Below are 19,040 nucleotides of genomic sequence, written 5' to 3'. Positions count from 1 at the left end.
TTCATAAAGTGATTCCAAAAGCTGTCCTCTATGCCGAAATGATGTGGAGGGGCGAGAAAAGCTCTTGGTCACTATAAGAATTATTGTAACATCTTTTGGATCGTCCTGTCTATAGGCTTGATGGAAAAATACCAAATTTGGGCATGATGGCAATGCTTCCAGAAGAACAGGCTAGACGCTTGAGCAGGCGGCTGGCTAAAACATCATGATCAATGTCCCGATGGTAATGAGCAGCACCCCGATCACCACTTTCGCGGACAGCGGTTCGCCGAGAAACATCGCCGCAAACAAGATCGTCAGCACCAAGCTCGACTTGTCAATGGCGGTGACGCGCGAGACATCGCCGAGCTGGATCGCCCGGTAAAAGCAAAGCCACGACAATCCGGTTGCTGCTCCCGAAAGGCAGAGAAACACCCAGCTTTTCGTTGAGAGGGTTTTGACGCCTTGATGGGCTCCTGTCATCCAGACGATCAGCCATGCGAGCGCGAGCACGACAATGGTGCGAATGGCGGTCGCTAGATGGGAGTTCACGTTCTCAATGCCGATTTTCGCCAGCACCGATGTCAGCGCCGCAAACACCGCCGCCAGCAAAGCATACACGATCCACATGCACACCCCTTCGCTTTCATTGAGAATTTTTTCATCTATTATACTACGAAAAGAGGGAAGATTTCATCATGTTTCCGTTGATCTGTTATAATAGAGGACAAGACAAGCCAATGAGAAAGGAAGAAGAAGAGAATGATTTATCAACTCAAAGTGCAATTGAAGCATACGCGCCCTCCCATTTGGCGTCGGTTGCTTGTGCCGGGGGAGATGACGTTCGCCGAGCTGCATCGCGTGTTGCAAGCCGCATTCGGCTGGATGGACCAACATTTGCATACGTTTTACATGACAAAGGTCGGCGGAACGGCGCGGCTGGGCATTGAAATCGGCAACGAAGCGGCTGGATGGGACGGCGCCGATTACGATGAGCGGGAGGAAAGGATTGGGCAATGGTTTGTCGAAGAAGGCGACCGCGCCCAATACGTGTATGATTTTGGAGATATGTGGGAGCATGACATCGTTTTGGAAAAGATCGTCGATCCAGTTCCCGACGCGTTGTATCCGTGCTGTATCAAGGCCGTGCGAGTGGGTTTGAAAGAGGACAGCTGGGGAGAAGTGCAAGCCATAGAGGAAGAGATGAGCACAGCGGAGCTGACGGCGAACGTGAATGTGGCGCTCGCCCCGTTTCAACGAAAAGTGGTGAAGGAAGAAGGTGAGGCGAAAAAAACGAAACGAGCCGCAAGCAAAGGCAGAGTCGAAGAAGTGGAACAGGATGTATGGAAAACGCTGTTCGATCAAGCGCTCGCCTACAGGGACTTGGCCCCGTGGACATGGATGGACGATGATCAAATTTTTGCCGTGGTGACTCCTGATGGGGAATCGTTGTATTGTACGGTGATCGGGGCGCTTGGCCAGGAGTACGGCCTTGTCATTTACATCGGTGAGGAAGGGTATGCATGCTTGCAAGATATTTTATCTGGAACGTTGCATCCAAAAGACGCTGTGTTTAAAGAGCGCGCATTGCTCGTGTCGTTCGCGCCCCGAAACGACTTGGAAAGAGACGATAAAGCGATGTTGCGGAAGTATCACATTCCTGTGAGTGGAAAACAGCTGTTGCCGATGTTCCGCAGTTTTGCCCCTGGATATTATCCATGGTTTCTTTCGGAACAGGAAGCGGCATGGGCGGCTATGGCATTGGAACAAGCGGTCGTTGTCGCCGAGCGGCTGCGCGATGGCGAGCTGTCCCTAGCTTTGTCCGCTCGCGGCAACCGATTGTTTGCCCGGATTGCCGAACGGAGAGAAGACGGGCTTCATTGGCGCGACGGCTGGGTGTCGCGCCCGAAGGCGAAGAAAAAGGAAACACCGGTGCTTGAAATCGGAACGGACGAGTTGGAAAAGGTCAAGGCGCTCGATCGCGCCCCGCTGTTTGCGGAGTTTTCGATCGCTTATGTGAACAAGCCGATTCAGGAGCGACGCTGGGAGCGCCCGTATTTTCCGCTGCTGGCGCTGGCTGCCGATGCAGCGAGCGGAGTCATTTTGCATCACCAAGTGTTTCGCGGCCAGCTGGAGGCGAAGACGCTGCAACAAAGTTTTCTTGAATTTGCTCGCGCGCTCGGGCGTGTACCGAGCCATGTGCGCGTCACGAAGGAACACGGTCCGCTGCTGGCCCCGCTTTTGCGCGAGTTGGGTGTGAATATGAGCACAGGTCCAACCCCTCGTTCCGATGAAGTGAGGGAATTGTTTGAACAGTTTGCGATCTAAAGGTCTAGTGATTTAGTAGAAAACACTGTTAGTTCCGGTTGTTTCTTAATTAGAAAACCTTGCGAAATCAGTCTTCTTTTTTGGTGAAATGCCGCTGATTTGCGCGTGGCAACTGTTTTTCACCGGAATTCTAAGAAGAAGCCGATCGTGATGCCGAACAGGAGATGATGGGGGCAGGCGCTGGGGTACGGAGTGAAAAGCGCAGGAATTTCCGGCTTTCCACTAGCCCGCTGCTTCTGCCAGGATTCCGTTTTTCTAAGAGCGCTTTGCACGACGCAGAAAGAGGGATGAACATGTTGATTGCACTCGATATGGACGGAACGCTATTAAACGGGGAAGGAAAAATCAGTGAACGAAACCGGGCGGCCATCACCGCGGCGCAGGCGCAAGGCCACATCGTCGCTGTCGTGACAGGGAGAGCGCGCAAAGACGCGCTCGCCCCGCTTCGCGAGGCGGGCATTATCTGCCCGATCGCAAGCTTAAACGGCGCGGTCGTTTCGCTCGAAGACGGCACGGTCATCAGCGAGGCGCCGCTCGAGCGGGAAATCGTTCGTCCGGCGCTTGAGTGGGTGCGCGAACAGTCCGATTTGTATTGCGAGACGTACACGGGCGATGCGGTCTATGTCGGCCTGCACAACCGCGCCCAATGGGAGGCGCTCGCTTCCGGGATGGCCGATGCGGCGCCAGAGGTGAAGTGGCTCGTGAACAAGCAGTTCCAGCAGGCGCGGGTGATGTATGTCGATGACATCCGCACGGTGTGGGACGACCCGCAGACGGTGATGTATAAGCTGCTGATTTTCGCCCTCGACCGCGAGCGGCTGCGTGATGCAGCGTCGCGATTCGCCGCGCTCCGTAGCGTCACGGTCACCTCGTCGCACCCGCACAATATTGAGATGAACAACGAACGGGCGACAAAAGGCGAGGCGCTCAAACAGCTCGCCGCCCATTACGGCATCGATGTGCGCGACACGGTCGCCTTTGGCGACAGCCATAACGATTTGTCGATGTTTAAGGTCGCAGGCTATCGCGTGGCGATGGACAATGCCGAGCCGGAGCTGAAAGCCATCTGCGACATGGTGACGTCCTCCCACGAAGAAGATGGGGTGGCGGCGGGGCTTGAGCGGCTGCTTGCGAAACGGGTGTAGCGGCACCCGTTTTTTTCGATTGGACGTTCACCACATCGCTTTGGATGTAGAGAGGCTCAGGTTTCCGGTGCTTGCCCCGTCTGCTGAAACGTGAATATGTGCTGTCGGAGAGGGGAATCGTTTTCGCCGCTTATGGACAACAGTCGCATCATCATCTCAACGTATGGCAACGAAAGGGGAGAACAATGACGCACGATCGCATTCAAGACTGGATTGGAATGTGGCGGGTGCCGGTGTATACAGCGGCGGTGGCGCTGTATATGGTGGCCCAGTTTGTCGAGACGGCCCCCGTTCACTATGCTATGGGAGCTGCAGCGCTGTCAGCGTTTATTGTGTCCGCGTTTTTCGCCCGCGGGGTGTACCAGGTGTCGGGAGCTCTGTTTTTTGCATTTGGTGTTGGATTGTTTTTGTTCTATGGCGATGCATGGCCGACGTTTGTCTTGCATTTTGAACGGGTGTTGGGGCTGTTGGCGCTGTTTTTTGTGCTTCCGTTCATGAATACGCTTATTCGCGTCGGGCGGTATGATCAGAGTTTGAGCGAATGGCTGAAGCGGAACGTCGGGGGCGTTTCGTCGCTGTACCGCCGCAGTTTCAGCGTTTGTCATTTGCTTGGGTTGTTTTTGAACATTGCCACGATTCCGCTTCTTGTCAAATCGTTGCGCACCGCGCTGCGAAATGTAGGAGGACGGAAGGCCGAGTCGTTTTATGTTCGGAATTTGCTGCGGGCGTATGCGCTTTGTTTGACGTGGAGCCCGATGGAAGTGATGATCAGCACGACGATTGATTTCACCGGTGTGCACTATTATGAAGTGGCGCTGTTTTTGCTGCTTCTGGCTTTTACGATGGCGATGATCGACTGGGGAACGGCCGCTGTTTCGTACCGATCCATCCCATTGGACAACGGCGAGGAAGCGGGGCGGGAATCAGCGGTTTCGATCGGGAAAAAGGCCGCCCAGCTGCTAGTGGTGCTCGTCGTGTTTACGGTGCTCGTGTCGCTCGTTCAGCGTTGGCTTGGCAAAGGATTTTTGTTTTCGATCGTCTTATTGCTTGTCCCGTTTTGTTTCGGATGGGCGCTGCTTGTGCGCCGGGTGAAGCGGTATGCGGTGATGGCGCTCTGCCATTGGAAAGAGCGGACAGAGGGATTGGGAAACTACTTTTTCATGTTTTTAGGAGCCGGGTTGTTTGTCGAGATGCTGGCCCGGTCTCCGCTGCTCGCTGGGCTTGGAGGCTGGTTTCGCGTCGGGGCGGAACATTCCGTCTGGCTGTATGGAATGATTGCCGTTTATTTTTTCGCGACGTCGTTTGTTGGGTTTCATCCGTTGGTCAGCTTGACGCTGCTCATGCCGCTGCTTGAGCCGGTGCGGCTGCTTGTTCCGGCGGTGCCGTTGTCGATTGTGCTCGTTTGTTGCAGTTTGGCGACGGTCATGTACAGCCCGTACAATATTTCTGTTTCTTTGCTGGCGGAGGAGCTGGGGGACAATCCGTATCGGATCGGCAGGAGGAATGTTCCGTTTGCGCTCGGTTATATGGCCGTAGGAATCGGCATTGCGCTGTTGGCGGAGCGGCTGTTTTTCGGCTGATATCTATGGCGTTGTGGGGTCGTTTCCTTCTTTTTTTTCAAAGAAAGAAGATTTTTAGGTTGACAGCGTTTTCAGCGGAACGATATAATGAGATCGAATCGATTGAATTGTTTGTCATTTCTTTTTTTAGATCGATCTAATAAATAGGCGTGCCTAGTTGGTGCGCTCGGGATCGTCTGCTTAAAAATGGAAACAAAGAAGATTTGTTCTGGAGGTTTTTAGATCGATCTAATCTTCATTCTTTTGTTTTAGATCGATCTACTAAAATTCCATTCTTTTAGATCGATCTACAAAGAGCGGCAAAGGGGGATCGACTCGGATGAAGCAGCGAAGTGCGCTCGATATGTACGCCGATGGAGGGGCGTGGTGGGAGACGTCGATCAGCGACGTCCGCAAAAATGAAATTCTCATTCGCGGCTATCCGATTGAGGAATTAATCGGCAATGTGTCGTACACGCAAATGTTGTACCTCTTATTATGCGGGGAGATATTGAGCGAGAAAAAGGCGAAGTTATGGGAAAGCGTCCTTGTCGCCGGGGCGGATCACGGCCCGCGCGCCCCGTCGATTGCGGCGGCCCGCATGGCGGCGACATGCGGCATTTCGTTCAACTCGTGTGTGGCGACGGGCATCAACGTGCTTGGTGATGTGCACGGGGGAGCGGTGGAGAAGGCGATGGCGCTGTTTTACGAGACAAATGAGCAAATCGAAATCCGCGGCGGGGAAGGTGCGATGGCCGATGTGATCGGCGAGCGGTTTGAACAGTTTCGCCGTGAAGGGCGGAAGCTGCCGGGATTTGGCCATCAGCTTCATGATGACGACCCGCGCGTCAGACGGCTGTATGCATTGGCGGGCGAACTCGTGGAAGAAGGGGAGATCAGCGGGCGGTATTTAGCGATCGCCGAAGCGTATCGTTCCCATTTGGAGAAGACGAAAGGGAAGCGGATGACGATGAACATCGACGGGGTGGCGGCGGCGATCCAGTGCGAGCTCGGCGTGCCGGCGGCGGCGGCGAAAGGTGTGTTCGCTCTGTCGCGCGGGATGGGCATTGTCGCCCATGCGTTTGAAGAGTGGCAAAACGGCGTGCTGATCAAAGGACCGTGCCCGAACCGCGATGATTTAGTCCGCTATACCGGACCAGCCAAACGTCATTTGGAAAAGTAGGTGATCAAGATGAGAAAAGCACAGCTGTATATTAACGGGACATGGATCGAAGAACCGCGTGCGGCGGAGCCGGTGAAAAACCCGTATACCGGGGAAGTGATCGGCGAACAGCAGCTGGCGACGCCGGAAGATGTGGACAGGGCGCTTGCCTGTGCGTTTGAAGCAAAAAAAGAGATCGCGAGAATTCCGTCCTATGAGCGGGCGCGCATCTTAAAAAGGGCGTCGATGCTGCTGGAGGAGCGGAAAGAAACGTTTGCCCGCTGGATTTCGGAAGAGCTTGGAAAGCCGCTGAAAAACACGTTGGATGAAGTGTCCCGCTCCATTGAAACGCTTGAGCAGTCAGCTGAAGAAGCGAAGCGTCTGTTTGGGGAAACGATCCCGGGCGACGCCTCGGCGCGCGGGACGAAAGCGGTGGCAGTGACGTTTCGCGTGCCGGTCGGCGTCGTGGCGGCGATTACGCCGTTCAACGCTCCGCTCAATTTGATTTGCCATAAAGTCGGACCCGCGTTTGCGGCGGGCAACGCCGTTGTGTTGAAACCGGCGCCGCAGACGCCGCTCATTGCGGCAGAGCTGTTGAAGCTGCTGCTGGAGGCCGGTCTTCCGCCGCGCGCCATCAACATGGTGCTTGGCGGCGCCGAGGTCGGGCAGCAAATCGTCAAAGACGACCGCGTCAACGTCATTTCATTTACTGGCGGCGTCGTGGCGAGCCGCAACATTTGCGCGTTGGCCGGCATGAAAAAAGTGCTGCTGGAGCTTGGCGGCAATGCGGCGACGATCGTCCATGAAGACGCCGATTTGAAACGGGCGGCCGCCCTGTGCGCGAAAACCGGCTACAGCAACTCCGGGCAAAGCTGCATTTCCGTTCAGCGCATTTACGTGCATGAGTCGGTCGTTGGACCGTTCACCGAGTTGCTCAAACAGGAAGTGGAAGCGTTGAAAGTCGGCGACCCGCTCTTGCCCGATACGGATGTCGGCTGCATGGTCGATGAGCGGGCGGCGGATCGGGTGATGAGTTGGATTGATGAAGCCATCGCATCCGGCGCGACGCTGGTGTGCGGCGGAAAACGGCGCGGGGCGACGGTGGAGCCGACGGTGCTCTTCAACCCGCCGAAGCGAAGCAAAGTCGTTTGTGAAGAAGTGTTCGGCCCGGTCGTCAGCGTCATCCCGTACCGGACGATTGACGAAGCGATCGCCGAGACGAACGATTCCGCCTTTGGCCTGCAAGCCGGGCTGTTTACGAACCGGATGGACATCGTCTATCAAGTGGCGGAGGCGCTTGAGGTCGGTGGAGTTGTCATTAACGGCACCTCGAATTTCCGGTTGGATCATTGGCCGTACGGCGGTGTGAAAAACAGCGGCATCGGCCGTGAAGGTCCGCGGTATGCGATTGAGGAAATGACGGAAATGAAGATGATTGTATGGCAGTTTCCACAGTGATGATAGGTGGTGGCAACATGTTAGCGCTTTATGTGGCAAAGCCAAATGAATTAGAACTGCGGCGCCTCGAGACCGTCCGTTCTCCTCAAGGGGATGAGGTGAAGATCAAGCTCATCTATGGCGGAATTTGTGGGTCGGATCTTGGGGTGTTGAAAGGAAAACTTCCGCACGCGAACTATCCCGTTCGCGCTGGGCATGAGCTCGTCGGCGTCATCATTGAGAAGGGCGAACAAGCCGCCTACGACATCGGGACGCGGGTCGTTGTGCTGCCGAACACGTATTGCGGCGCGTGCGACTTGTGCCAAAAAGGGTTGACGAACATCTGCCGCCATAAACAATCGCTTGGCATCAACACGGACGGCGGGTTTTCGCAGGAATTCGTCATCTCATCCAAGTACGTGCTTCCTGTTCCGGATGATCTCTCGGATGAAAAGGCGGTGCTCGTCGAACCGTTCGCCGTTGTCGTGCATGCCTTGAGCAAAGCGCGGATCGAACCCACCATGCGCGTAGCGGTGATCGGATGTGGCAATGAAGGGATGATGGCGGCCGTCCTCGCCCGCCATTTCGGAGCGGATGTGACGGCGGTCGATGTGAATCCGTTGAAGCTTGAGACGGTGAAAGCGATGGCCGACATCCGTACGCTTGCGCCCGCTGCACTTTCGGGGGAAACGTTCGATGTCGTGATCGAGGCGGCGGGAACGCGTGAGGCAGTGGAGCAGGCGGTCGAGCTTGTCGCCCCAGGTGGTCACCTTGTGTTGATCGGTTTCGCGAATGAAGCGACGTTTCCGGTCGTGCGCCTCGTTCGCAATGAAGTGACTGTGCATGGCTCGATCATCTATCGCTTCCCGGATGACTATTTGCAAGCGATTCATTATTTGCGGACGATGCCGCATCCGATCGAACGGGTCATTTCCCGCATTTTCCCCGTCTGCGACTATGAGCAGGCGTATGAGTTGGCGTCATCCGGCAATGCCGGCAAAGTCGTCTTAAGCTTTCGAGAGGGGGAAGAACAATGAAAAAACAAGTGGCTGAACAACTCGTGCGGTATTTAGAAGACCGTGGCGTCACACATATTTTTGGGCTTTGCGGCCATACGAACATCGCCGTGTTGGCAGCGCTCGAGCATAGCTCGATCAAGTTCGTCAACGTCCGCCACGAACAAATTGCCGCCCATATGGCTGACGGCTATGCGCGGGCGAAAAAGGAAACGGCTGTCGTTCTCTGCCACGTTGGCCCGGGGCTGACGAATGCGGCGACAGGCGTCGCCAATGCGGCGCTTGATTCCATTCCAATGGTCGTCATCGCCGGCGATGTGCCGAGCCACTATTATGGAAAGCATCCGCACCAGGAGATCAACTTGCACGCCGATGCGTCGCAGTATGAAATTTATCGTCCGTTTGTGAAGCGGGCATGGCGAGTTGATCGGCCGGACTTGTTCCCAGAGATTTTAGAAAAAGCATTCCAGCTGGCGGAGAGCGGCCGCCCGGGGCCGGTGCTTGTCTCTGTGCCGATGGACATTTTCTCCAAAGAAGTGGATGTAGCGCTGTTTGAAAAGCAAAAGCGGCATACGAAAACGTTGCACAAACCGTCGATTGACGATGAAACGGCGAAACGGATCATTGAGAAGCTGATGCAGGCGGAACGTCCGCTTGTATACGTCGGCGGCGGGATTATGCTGGCGGATGCGGCGGAAGAATTGAAAACGTTTGTCGAACATTTCGATCTCCCCGTTGCGCACACGCTGATGGGCAAAGGGGCGCTGCCGGATGACCATCCGCTGACGCTGGGCATGAGCGGGTTTTGGGGGACGAAATTCGTCAATGACATGTGCCGCAACGCGGATGTTATTTTGGCGTTGGGAACGAGATTTTCCGAAGCCGATTGCAGTTCATGGGAATCGGAGTATACGTTCAACATTCCGGAAACGAAGCTCATTCATATTGATATCGATCCGAATGAAATCGGGCGCAACTACCCGACGGAGCTCGGCATCGTCGCTGATGTCAAGCAGGCGCTTACGGTTCTAAACCGTGTGGCGAGACAAACCGTGCCGCAGGGGCGGACGGATGAGGCGCTGAAAGAACGGATCGCTAACTATAAGGAGGAATTCCGGCGGCAAAACGCGCCGCACATTCAAGACGACAGCTATCCGATGCGTCCGGAACGCATTTTGCATGAGGTGCGGGAAGTGCTGCCGAAAGATGCGATCATCACGACCGATGTCGGCTGGAACAAAAACGGGGTCGGCCAACAGTTCCCAGCGTACGGTGCAGGAACGATTTTGACGCCAGGCGGTTATGCGACGATGGGCTTTGGCGCTCCGGCCGCGCTCGGGGCGAAAATTGCCTGCCCGGACCGCGTCGTCGTGTCTCTCGTTGGAGATGGCGGATTTGGCCAAAACCCAGCGGTGTTGGCGACCGCCGCCGAGGAAAATATCGCCGTTGTTTGGATCATTATGAACAACTACGCCTTTGGCACGATCGCCGGGCTCGAGAAGGCGCATTTCGGCACGACGCACGGGACGGTGTTCCAAAAGGACGGCCAGCCATACTCGCCGGATTATGCGGCCATTGCCCGGGCATACGGCGTTGAAGGAGTGAAAATCCGCTCGGCGGAGGAGTTTAAACCAGCGCTCGAGCGAGCCATCCAAGCGAACAAACCGTTTGTCATCGATGTGGAAATGATCAACGTCCCGACGCCGACGTCCGGACACTGGAATATTATGGACATCTATTCCCCGGGCAAACGCGTCCACCATGTGGCCGTAGAGCGGTAAGGAGAAACCTTCAAGATCGGGGGGACGGATATGGCGAGAACGTTTTCCTTGGCCCATTTGACGGTACTCGGCTGCCCGCCGCCGGAGATGGCGCATATCGCTGCCCGGGCAGGGTATGATTACGTCAGCTTTCGGATCATCTACATGGGGCTTCCGGGCGAGCCGAACTATGCGTTGGCGGAAAATCCGCAGCTGTTGCGCGAGACGAAGGCGGCGCTGCGGGACACCGGCGTCAAGCTGCTCGACATCGAACTGGCCCGCATTGATGCTGATATTGACCCGAAACGATACGAATCGGCCTTGGAAGTGGCGGCTGAGCTCGGCGGCCGCCACGTCTTAAGCAGCATTTGGACGACCGACCGCAGCGCTTACATCGAGCGGTTTGCCGAGCTGTGTGAACTGGCGAAGCCATATGGGCTGACCGTTGATTTGGAATACGTGCCGATTGCGGCAGTGACGAATTTGGCCGGAGTCATCGATGTGTTAAAGACGGTAAAGAAAGACAATGCTGGCGTTATGATTGATTTGCACCATTTCCACCGCGCCGGCGATTCGCCGGAAGCGTTGGAGGCCGTGCCGCGGGAATGGTTTCATTTTCTCCATCTTTGCGACGCGCCGGGCGAAATTCCGGCGTCAAAAGAAGAGATGACGAGAATTCTCCGCGAAGAGCGGCTGTATGTCGGCGAAGGCGGGATCGACATTGCCGGCATTGTCCGCCGCATTCCAGAAGTTCCTTGCTCGATTGAGCTGCCGAACATCAAGCGTGTCAAGGAGCTCGGCTACGAAGAACATGCGCGCCGCTGCCTGCAGTCGGCGAAAGACTATTTTGCCCGTCATATTGCAACGCAAAGCGATCGATCGGCGTGACTAGTCAACAGAGAAATATGGCAGCGCTTCCGATACGGGAGGCTGCCTTATGGACATTCTTAATTATCAGAAAGTTTTATATATTAATTCCATTGTTAGAAATAAATGGTTTGTTCATTTGGTTGTTTCCCGCATGGCTGGCTGCGGCCGAGAGAAACAGGATGGTCTGCGGCAAAACGGGAATGCGGGTTCAACATACAACGATGCCAGCCCGATCCGTTCGGCTGCATCAACCATTGCACTATGGAGGAAAGAAGGGGGAAAACGGAATGAAAAAGATGTTGGTGTTGTTGTTGGCCTGCCTGTTCGTAATTGCGGGGTGCTCATCGAAATCTGAACCGCAAGGGGGCGGAGCGGCGAAGAAGGTCGAACCGAAAGTGATGAAAATGGCCGTTGCGACATCGAAGGATCGTTCGCTGACGAAAGGATTGTACAAATTCGCGGAAATCGTGGAAAAAGAAACAAACGGCTCGATCAAAGTGGAAGTGTATCCGGATGGACAGCTCGGGGGAGACGTAGCCGTGTTTGAAGCGCTGAAGATGGGTACGATTCAAGGATCGACGATGTCGACCGGTCCGATCGCTTCATTCGCTCCGCGCATCGGGGTGCTAGACTTGCCATTTTTATTCAAAGACCGGGAAACCGCTTACAAAGTGCTGGATGGGAAAATCGGCCAAGACTTGCTCAACGATTTGCCGTCTGTCGGCGTGATCGGCTTGAACTATTGGGAAAACGGCTCCCGCCATTTGACGAACAATAAGCGGGAAGTCAAGAGCGTCGACGACATTAAAGGGTTGAAAATTCGGACGTTGGAAAATGACCTTCATATTGATTTGTGGAAAGAGTTGGGCGCCACACCGGTGCCGATGGCATTTACGGAGCTGTTTACCGCTTTGGAGCAGCACGTGGTCGACGGCCAAGAAAACCCGGTCGGGAATGTGGCGATCAATAAGTTTTACGAAGTGCAAAAATATTTGACGAAAACCGGCCACGTCTACAACGCAAGTCCGTTGCTCATCAGCAAAAAGTTTTGGGACACGTTGACGGACAAGGAAAAAGACATCATCAAAAAAGCCGCGGAAGAAGCGAGAGACTATCAGCGCAAGCTCAACCAAGAAGAAGATGAGAAAATGTTCGACTATTTGAAACAGCAAGGCATGGTCATTACCGAACTCTCTCCGGAGGAGAGGCAAAAATTTGTCGAAAAAGTGCAGCCCATCTATCAAAAATACGCGCCGAAATTCGGCCAAGATCTCGTGAACGAATTGGTTAACGCAGGAAAATAACCGAATGGCAAAGCCGGCTCTTAAGGGGAGTCCACCCCTTAAGAGTTCTTCCATTCTTGCAGACTTGGAGGGGACAGCGATGAAAAGGATCGGAGCCGTACTGGAGAAGGCGCTGAATGCCTTAATGGCGTTCTGCCTCGCGTTTATGTCCATTCTTGTATTCGGCAACGTCGTGCTCCGCTACGCATTTAACTCCGGCATCACGTGGTCGGAAGAAATGTCGCGCTTTCTGTTCATTTGGATGTCGTTTTTAGGCGCGGTCGGTGCTTTGAAAGACCATGACCATCTAGGCGTCGATACATTGGTGCGGAAGCTGCCGACCGGCGCCAAGCGCGTCGTGTTTGTCATCAGCAATGCGATCGTGCTGTATGTTCTCTATTTGCTTTTGGATGGAAGCTGGAAGATGACAATGAGCGGATTGGAAAGCAAAGCCCCGGCCACCGGCCTGCCGATGGCGTTCATCTACGGAACCGGGCTTGTCGTGAGCATCGGCATGAGCCTCATTATTTTGTACCATTTGTATCAGGCGCTGTTTCGCCCCGGGGCGATTGAGGAGCTGACGAGAATGAAAGAATCGGAAGAAGAAATCATGACGGCCGCTCCCGTCGAGCACGAAGCGGCAGAATGGGCGCACGGGCGAACGCAAGGCGCCGCTGGAGGTGAGCGGTAAATGGCGTTGGTCGTTTTTATCGGGTCGCTGTTAGGGGTCATGGCGCTCGGGATGCCGATCGCGTTTGCGCTCTTGGTCAGCGGCGTCGCCTTGATGTTTTATTTGGACATTTTTGATACGCAAATCATCGCGCAAAACTTGATCAGCGGCGCAGACAGCTTTCCGCTGATGGCGATTCCGTTCTTTATGCTCGCCGGGGAGCTCATGAACGCCGGGGGCATTTCGAAGCGGATCATCCGCTTTGCGATGGCGCTTGTCGGCCATATCCGCGGTGGGCTCGGGTATGTGGCGATCATCGCGAGCGTGTTGTTCGCCGGGTTGTCGGGGTCGGCGGTGGCCGATACAGCGGCGCTTGGGGCGATTCTCATCCCGATGATGGTCAAAGCTGGGTACAACCGCAACCGCTCAGCCGGCCTTATCGCTGCCGGCGGCATCATCGCCCCGATCATCCCGCCGAGCATTCCGATGATCATTTTTGGGGTCACAAGCGGCGTGTCGATCACGAAGCTGTTTATGGCCGGCATTGTTCCCGGGATTTTGCTTGGCATTTCACTGGCCATCTGCTGGTGGTGGGTGACCCGAAGAGATCAAGTGGAAGTGCTTCCACGTCAGTCGGCGAAAGAGATTTGGCGGGCGACCCGCGAGGCGTTTTGGGCGCTGCTGCTGCCGGTGATCATTGTCGGCGGGCTGCGCGGAGGGGTGTTTACGCCGACCGAGGCGGCGGTCGTGGCCGCGTTTTACGCGTTGTTTGTCGGTCTATGCATTTACCGCGAGCTGAAAGTGAAAGACTTGTTCCACGTGCTCGTGGCCGCGGCGAAAACGACAAGCGTCGTCATGTTTTTGGTGGCCGCCGCCATGGTGTCGGCCTGGCTCATTACAGTCGCCAACATTCCGTCGATCGTGACAGATGTGCTCGCGCCGCTCATCGACCATCCGCTCGCGCTGCTTTTGGCCATTAACGCCTTGGTGCTGTTGGTTGGAACGGCGATGGACTTGACGCCGACAGTGCTCATTTTGACGCCGGTGCTGATGCCGATTATTGAAAAAGCGGGAATCGATCCGGTGTACTTCGGGGTATTGTTTATTTTAAACAACTGCATTGGGCTGCTCACGCCGCCGGTTGGCACGGTGCTGAACGTCGCCTGCGGGGTGGCGAAAATCAACATGGAGGACATCATGAAAGGAGTTTGGCCGTTTTTGCTGGTGGAGACGCTTCTGTTGCTTCTGTTGATTTTCTTCCCGTCCCTTGTGACTGTGCCGCTTGGGTGGTTTACGGGGCATTAAACGGATGGATGTTGCGTTGAGGCGGCGAGAAGCTTGATTCACCGCAAAGCCGCAGCATGGAAAGACGCCTTCGCCGCGTTGGACGAAGGCGCTTCTCTTTCGCTATCGCACTTTTATGTGTCCGATGCTTGCGTTTTGCGTTGTGTCCGGCCGAGCCATCGGTTCGATCGGCTCTAAATCGGTCAGCAGGAACAAATAGCTGAAAATGCCGGCGAGCAAAATGAACGCCGCAACGAGAAACGCGTACATAAACGAGCCGGTCGCTTGAACGATAAAGCCGGTGACGATCGGTGCGACAATTGCCATCGAGTTGTTGCCGAACGTCAAAAGGCCGGTTAATGTTCCAACAGTTCCTTTAGGAGCAATAAATGTCGGGATGCTGTAGGCGATCGAGGATGTGATGACTAGGCCGCCAAGGGCAATTGAAATGCAAAGGATCGCGATGTTCGGGTTTGTCGTGAAAGCGGCGCCGATGACGGACAGCCCAAGCAGCATGCCGATGACCAAAAACGTTTTTCGCACGCGCGTTGAATGGCCTCCTTTGTTGATGAGCCGGTCGACGAGCCATCCGCCGATCGCGATCTCCGAAATCGTGCCGACGATCCACGGAATCGAGGCGTACCAGCCTGATTTCAGCACCGACATGTGCATTTCCGTCGCCAAATAGCCGGGAAGCCACGTGAGAAACAAAAACCACGAGTAGCCGTAGGCGGCAAACCCGATCAATGTCGCCCACACTTTTTTCTTCGTCAGCAAATACCGAATCGTCTCCCAAACGTTTCCCGATGTTTCATCCGACTTTTGCGCTCCGCCTTGGACAATGTAGTCATATTCTTCTTTCGAAAGCTTCTTGTCCTCATGCGGATCGCGGTACGTTGCCCAAAAAATGATGGCATAAATCAAACTAAGTACAGCGGTCACGTAGAAGCCGGCCCGCCATCCCCATTCGGTGATGATCCACGCGATGATCGGGGTGCCGATGGCGTTTGACAGCTTCGACTGGGCGTCGTAAAGGGAAATCGCGGTCGCCCGCTCATGGCGCGGGAACCATTGCCCGACTGCTTTGGCGGCTGACGGGAAATACGGCGCTTCCCCGATGCCCAACAAGACGCGTGACAACATGACGAGCCCTTGGCCGCTGGCGATAGCGGTCAAGAAACACGCGATTGTCCAAATGATCGTCCCGATGCGCGTCACCCATTTGACGCCAATTTTATCCAAGATGACGCCGGCCGGGATTTGCAAAATGGCATAAGACCAGGCAAACGCAGACAGCAAAATGCCGAGCTGCCCGGGCGTGAGGCCGAATTCTTCGGAAAGCGGCTGGATGCCGACGGACATGTTGATGCGGTCGAAATAGTTGATGATGACGCCTAACGCGATCAAAAACGCCATCGCCCAACGTCGTTTGTGCTTCATCTTTGTTCACCATCCTTGGTATTGATGTAAGAAAGCGTATGCAGTATGAGAACGAAAAAATAGCGAGTTCCCTTTCATTGGACATCGCGTTTTGATGTTCGATCATTCCATGAAGTGATCGGTTCTCAAATGTTCGCTGATCATCCCCCCCTTTTTTTGTTCCATTGTATGTAACTTGTTTTCTTTAAATGGAATTCTTGAATGGATTATAACAAAGTTCGCTTTCGTTTGTCCATAACTTACTGAAAAATTTGAACTGTTTATGCAATCCGTTCAGACAATGGACGGGCAGGAAGACAGGCCTAACGCAGCATATGTCCCTTCACACAGACGTTTAAATGAAAAAAGGCTTCGCCGCCCTTTCTCTTGTTGAAAGCAAAAAGGAAAGAAATGCGAAAAAAAGCTTGAACGGCGGTGAATGAAGATGCTAAAATGGGAGTAAGGTTCCACTAAAAGAAATGAAATTCCGTTGAACGGAACATAAGGAAGGGGGGAGACAAACAGGTGCAGGAAGAAAAAAAACACGAAGCCGGCTTGCGCACGGTGCAGCGGGCCATTGACATCTTGTATTGTTTTACCCTCGAGGAACAAGAGCTATCACTCACGGAAATTGCGAAAAAGATTTCGCTCGCCAAATCGACGACGACGCGCCTGCTCGCCACGCTGGAGCAAAACCGCCTTATCGTCAAAGATCCGGAGACGTTAAAGTACCGTCTTGGACAAGGGGTGTACTATTTAGGATACATTGCCGGCAAATCGATGGAAGTGCGGGAAATCGCGCGGCCGGTGATGGAGCGGCTGCGCGACGAGACGCGGGAGACGGTGAACTTGTACGTGCTCGAACAAGACGCCCGCGTTTGCATCGAACAGTGCGAAGGGCTTCAAGCGCTGCGCCATATGGTGAGAATCGGCGAGCGGCTGCCGCTTTGGGCGGGGGCGGGGGGAAAAGTATTGTTGGCCTATCAATCGCCCGAAGTTCAAGAGCGGATTTTTGCGCAAGTGCCGACAAAGGAACGATTGGATCGTCTGACGGCGGAGCTTGAGGCGATTCGCGAGCGCGGTGTGGCATCCAGCGTCGATGAACGGGAAGTCGGCTCTGCGGCTGTTGCGGCGCCCATTTTCGACATCCGCGGGGAAGTGGGCGCCTGCTTGTCCGTCTCTGGGCCGGCGCATCGATTTACACGGGAAGTGATGGAACAATTCGAGAGGCTCGTAAAAGAAGGAGCACAAGCCATTTCCGAAAAACTAGGTTATCGACCATAAGGGGGAGAGCATATGGCGATTGCAAAGCGTGCTGTCCGTGTGCGCAATGTCTTGATCGGGGGAGACGAACCGTGCATTTGCGCCCCGGTCGTCGGAGCGGACGCGAAGCAAGTGTTGGAGGAAACAAGGCAAATCACGGAGAAAAAGCCGCATCTCATTGAATGGAGGGCGGACTTTTTCGAGGCGATTCGGGACGAACAGGAAGTGGCGGCCACATCGAGAAAGATGCGGGCGATTGCCGGAGACATCCCGATTTTGTTTACGGTTCGTTCCGAACAGGAAGGCGGGCAACCGATTTCGTTGACGGAAGAGGAAAAGATTCGGTTGTTTGAAACCGTCTGTGAAAGCGGGGCGATCGATTTGCTTGATTACGAGCTTGCCCATGGGCCGCGCATCCCGATCGTCCGGGAGCTGACGCGCCGCTATGGAGTGCGCCTTGTGTTGTCTTACCACAATTTTGATCATACGCCATCGAAGGAAGAGCTTGTCGCGAAAATGCGTCAAGCGGAACAATGCGGCGCCGACATCGCGAAAGCAGCTGTGATGCCGAAAACGCGGGGGGATGTGCTCACGCTGCTGCAGGCGACGGAAGAAGCGCGAAAAGAGGTGGACATCCCGCTGATCACGATGTCGATGGGGGCATTGGGCGCCATCACCCGCCTGGCAGGCGGATTGTTCGGCTCTGCCGTCACCTTTGCAGTCGGACGGCAAAGCTCGGCGCCGGGGCAAATTCCGATTGAAGACGTCCGGACCGCGTTGTCGGTCATCATGACATACGGACAATAAATCGAAATGGGGGAGGAGATTGTCATGGCGCGTTTGCCGCTGGAAGGCGTCAAAGTGCTCGATGTGTCGACAATGATCGCGGCGCCGTTTGGGGCGGTTTTGCTCGGTGATTTTGGCGCCGATGTCATCAAGGTGGAATTGCCAGGAAAAGGGGATACGCTCCGCCATGTCGGGCCGTTCAAGGATGGGGAGCCGCTCCGCTGGCCCGGACTGGCGCGCAATAAACGGTCGCTCACGTTGGATTTGCGCAAAGAAGAAGGAATGAATATTTTTAAAGAGCTTGTCCGCCACGTCGATATTGTCATCGAAAATTTCCGCCCCGGCACGCTCGAAAAATGGGGCGGCGGATATGAAGAACTGAAGCGGATCAATCCGAAGCTGGTGATGATTCGCGTCTCGGGCTACGGGCAAACAGGTCCGTTTCGCGAGAAAGCCGGATTCGGCACGCCGGCGACGGCGTTCAGCGGGTTTACGTATTTGCAAGGGTATCCGGACCGTCCGCCGGTCAGCCCGTCGTTCTCCTTGACGGACTACATTACCGGCATTTATGTGGCGTTTGCGGCGGTGACGGCCATTTACCACCGCGATGTCCTTCCGAACGGCGAAGGGCAGATGGTCGATATCGGCCTTTACGAATCGGTGTTCCGCATGATGGAGTTTTTGGTGGCGGAATATGACCAATTGGGCAAAGTGCGCGAGCGGTCGCCGGGATTGTCCGGCCATTCGAGCCCGGCGGGCACGTTTATGACGAAAGACGGGCATTGGGTCGTGCTTGTCACCAGCACCGATTCCACATTCGAGCGGCTGGCGAAGGCGATGGGGCGGGAAGATCTGTTGACGGATGAGAAATTTTGCACAAACGAACGGCGGCTCGCCCATCATGAAGAGACAAACGGCATCGTCGCCGACTGGATCCGCACGAAGACGCGCGATGAATTGCTTCACATTTTGGATGAGCATGGCGTGCCGGTCAGCCCGATTTTGAGCATTAAAGATATTTTTGAGCATCCGCATTACCAAGCAAGGGAAAACATCATCGTAACTATTCAGCCACATCA

17 protein-coding genes are annotated in these 19,040 nt (G+C 54.9%); 15 read left to right on the top strand and 2 right to left on the bottom strand.

The genetic code is table 11. The features are described 5' to 3' along the window. Positions 1-195 precede the first annotated feature (195 nt). Positions 196-609 carry an EamA family transporter gene (locus DI44_RS06545; RefSeq protein WP_025039176.1) on the bottom strand — a complete coding sequence of 138 codons (414 nt, stop codon included), beginning with the start codon at positions 607-609 and terminating at the stop codon, positions 196-198. A 132-nt stretch (positions 610-741) separates the two neighbouring features. On the opposite strand from DI44_RS06545, the gene DI44_RS06550 reads away from it, so the two are divergent. The 12 genes from DI44_RS06550 to DI44_RS06600 all read left to right on the top strand — a co-directional run bounded on the left by DI44_RS06550 (position 742) and on the right by DI44_RS06600 (position 14,514). Then, positions 742-2,307, top strand: coding sequence for a plasmid pRiA4b ORF-3 family protein (locus DI44_RS06550; protein ID WP_014196111.1), 1,566 nt, complete (start codon positions 742-744; stop codon positions 2,305-2,307). 293 nt (positions 2,308-2,600) lie between these two features. Continuing rightward, entirely contained in the window at positions 2,601-3,452 is an 852-nt protein-coding gene (locus DI44_RS06555) for a Cof-type HAD-IIB family hydrolase (protein ID WP_014196110.1), read from the top strand. Between the two features lie 185 nt (positions 3,453-3,637). Continuing rightward, entirely contained in the window at positions 3,638-5,032 is a 1,395-nt protein-coding gene (locus DI44_RS06560; protein WP_025039177.1) for a hypothetical protein, read from the top strand. 319 nt (positions 5,033-5,351) lie between these two features. Further along, positions 5,352-6,194, top strand: a complete 843-nt coding sequence (locus DI44_RS06565) for a citryl-CoA lyase (RefSeq protein ID WP_014196107.1) — start codon at positions 5,352-5,354, stop codon at positions 6,192-6,194. A gap of 9 nt (positions 6,195-6,203) precedes the next feature. After that, the gene (locus DI44_RS06570) at positions 6,204-7,631 is read left to right on the top strand and encodes an aldehyde dehydrogenase family protein (RefSeq protein WP_014196106.1); all 1,428 of its coding nucleotides are present in this window, start codon (positions 6,204-6,206) and stop codon (positions 7,629-7,631) included. Positions 7,632-7,648: 17 nt separating this feature from the next. After that, positions 7,649-8,647: an alcohol dehydrogenase catalytic domain-containing protein gene (locus DI44_RS06575; RefSeq protein ID WP_014196105.1), complete on the top strand. Its 999-nt coding sequence runs from the start codon at positions 7,649-7,651 to the stop codon at positions 8,645-8,647. Next, on the top strand, positions 8,644-10,407 hold the full coding sequence (locus DI44_RS06580) for a thiamine pyrophosphate-binding protein (RefSeq protein ID WP_020278591.1): 1,764 nt from the start codon (positions 8,644-8,646) through the stop codon (positions 10,405-10,407). Before DI44_RS06575 ends, DI44_RS06580 begins: the two co-directional genes overlap by 4 nt. A 30-nt stretch (positions 10,408-10,437) precedes the next feature. Continuing rightward, positions 10,438-11,274 carry a TIM barrel protein gene (locus DI44_RS06585; RefSeq protein WP_014196103.1) on the top strand — a complete coding sequence of 279 codons (837 nt, stop codon included), beginning with the start codon at positions 10,438-10,440 and terminating at the stop codon, positions 11,272-11,274. Between the two features lie 49 nt (positions 11,275-11,323). Then, a complete protein-coding gene (locus tag DI44_RS18775; protein ID WP_128723154.1) occupies positions 11,324-11,611 on the top strand; it encodes a hypothetical protein in 288 nt (95 codons plus the stop codon). Beyond that, positions 11,544-12,560 (top strand): TRAP transporter substrate-binding protein, encoded by a 1,017-nt coding sequence (locus DI44_RS06590; protein ID WP_020278593.1) that lies wholly within the window; start codon positions 11,544-11,546, stop codon positions 12,558-12,560. Before DI44_RS18775 ends, DI44_RS06590 begins: the two co-directional genes overlap by 68 nt. Before the next feature lie 79 nt (positions 12,561-12,639). Then, positions 12,640-13,230, top strand: a complete 591-nt coding sequence (locus DI44_RS06595; protein WP_014196101.1) for a TRAP transporter small permease — start codon at positions 12,640-12,642, stop codon at positions 13,228-13,230. Beyond that, entirely contained in the window at positions 13,231-14,514 is a 1,284-nt protein-coding gene (locus DI44_RS06600; RefSeq protein WP_014196100.1) for a TRAP transporter large permease subunit, read from the top strand. A 102-nt stretch (positions 14,515-14,616) separates the two neighbouring features. Here the strand turns inward: DI44_RS06600 and DI44_RS06605 are convergent, their stop codons facing one another. Then, positions 14,617-15,933 (bottom strand): MFS transporter, encoded by a 1,317-nt coding sequence (locus DI44_RS06605; RefSeq protein ID WP_014196099.1) that lies wholly within the window; start codon positions 15,931-15,933, stop codon positions 14,617-14,619. Positions 15,934-16,437: 504 nt separating this feature from the next. Between DI44_RS06605 and DI44_RS06610 the strand changes: the two genes are divergently transcribed. From DI44_RS06610 to DI44_RS06620, 3 genes are all read left to right on the top strand, one after another. Next, positions 16,438-17,196: an IclR family transcriptional regulator gene (locus DI44_RS06610; RefSeq protein ID WP_014196098.1), complete on the top strand. Its 759-nt coding sequence runs from the start codon at positions 16,438-16,440 to the stop codon at positions 17,194-17,196. Positions 17,197-17,208: 12 nt separating this feature from the next. Further along, positions 17,209-17,982 (top strand): type I 3-dehydroquinate dehydratase, encoded by a 774-nt coding sequence (aroD, locus tag DI44_RS06615; protein ID WP_014196097.1) that lies wholly within the window; start codon positions 17,209-17,211, stop codon positions 17,980-17,982. A gap of 24 nt (positions 17,983-18,006) precedes the next feature. Continuing rightward, positions 18,007-19,040 (top strand): CoA transferase (locus DI44_RS06620; RefSeq protein ID WP_033025633.1); only part of this gene is annotated, 1,034 nt, incomplete at its 3' end.

It is taken from the genome of Geobacillus sp. CAMR5420 (assembly GCF_000691465.1).
Taxonomy (GTDB): domain Bacteria; phylum Bacillota; class Bacilli; order Bacillales; family Anoxybacillaceae; genus Geobacillus; species Geobacillus thermoleovorans.
Note: the sequence above shows the minus strand (reverse complement) of the source record. Positions and strands in the feature narration are given on the sequence as shown.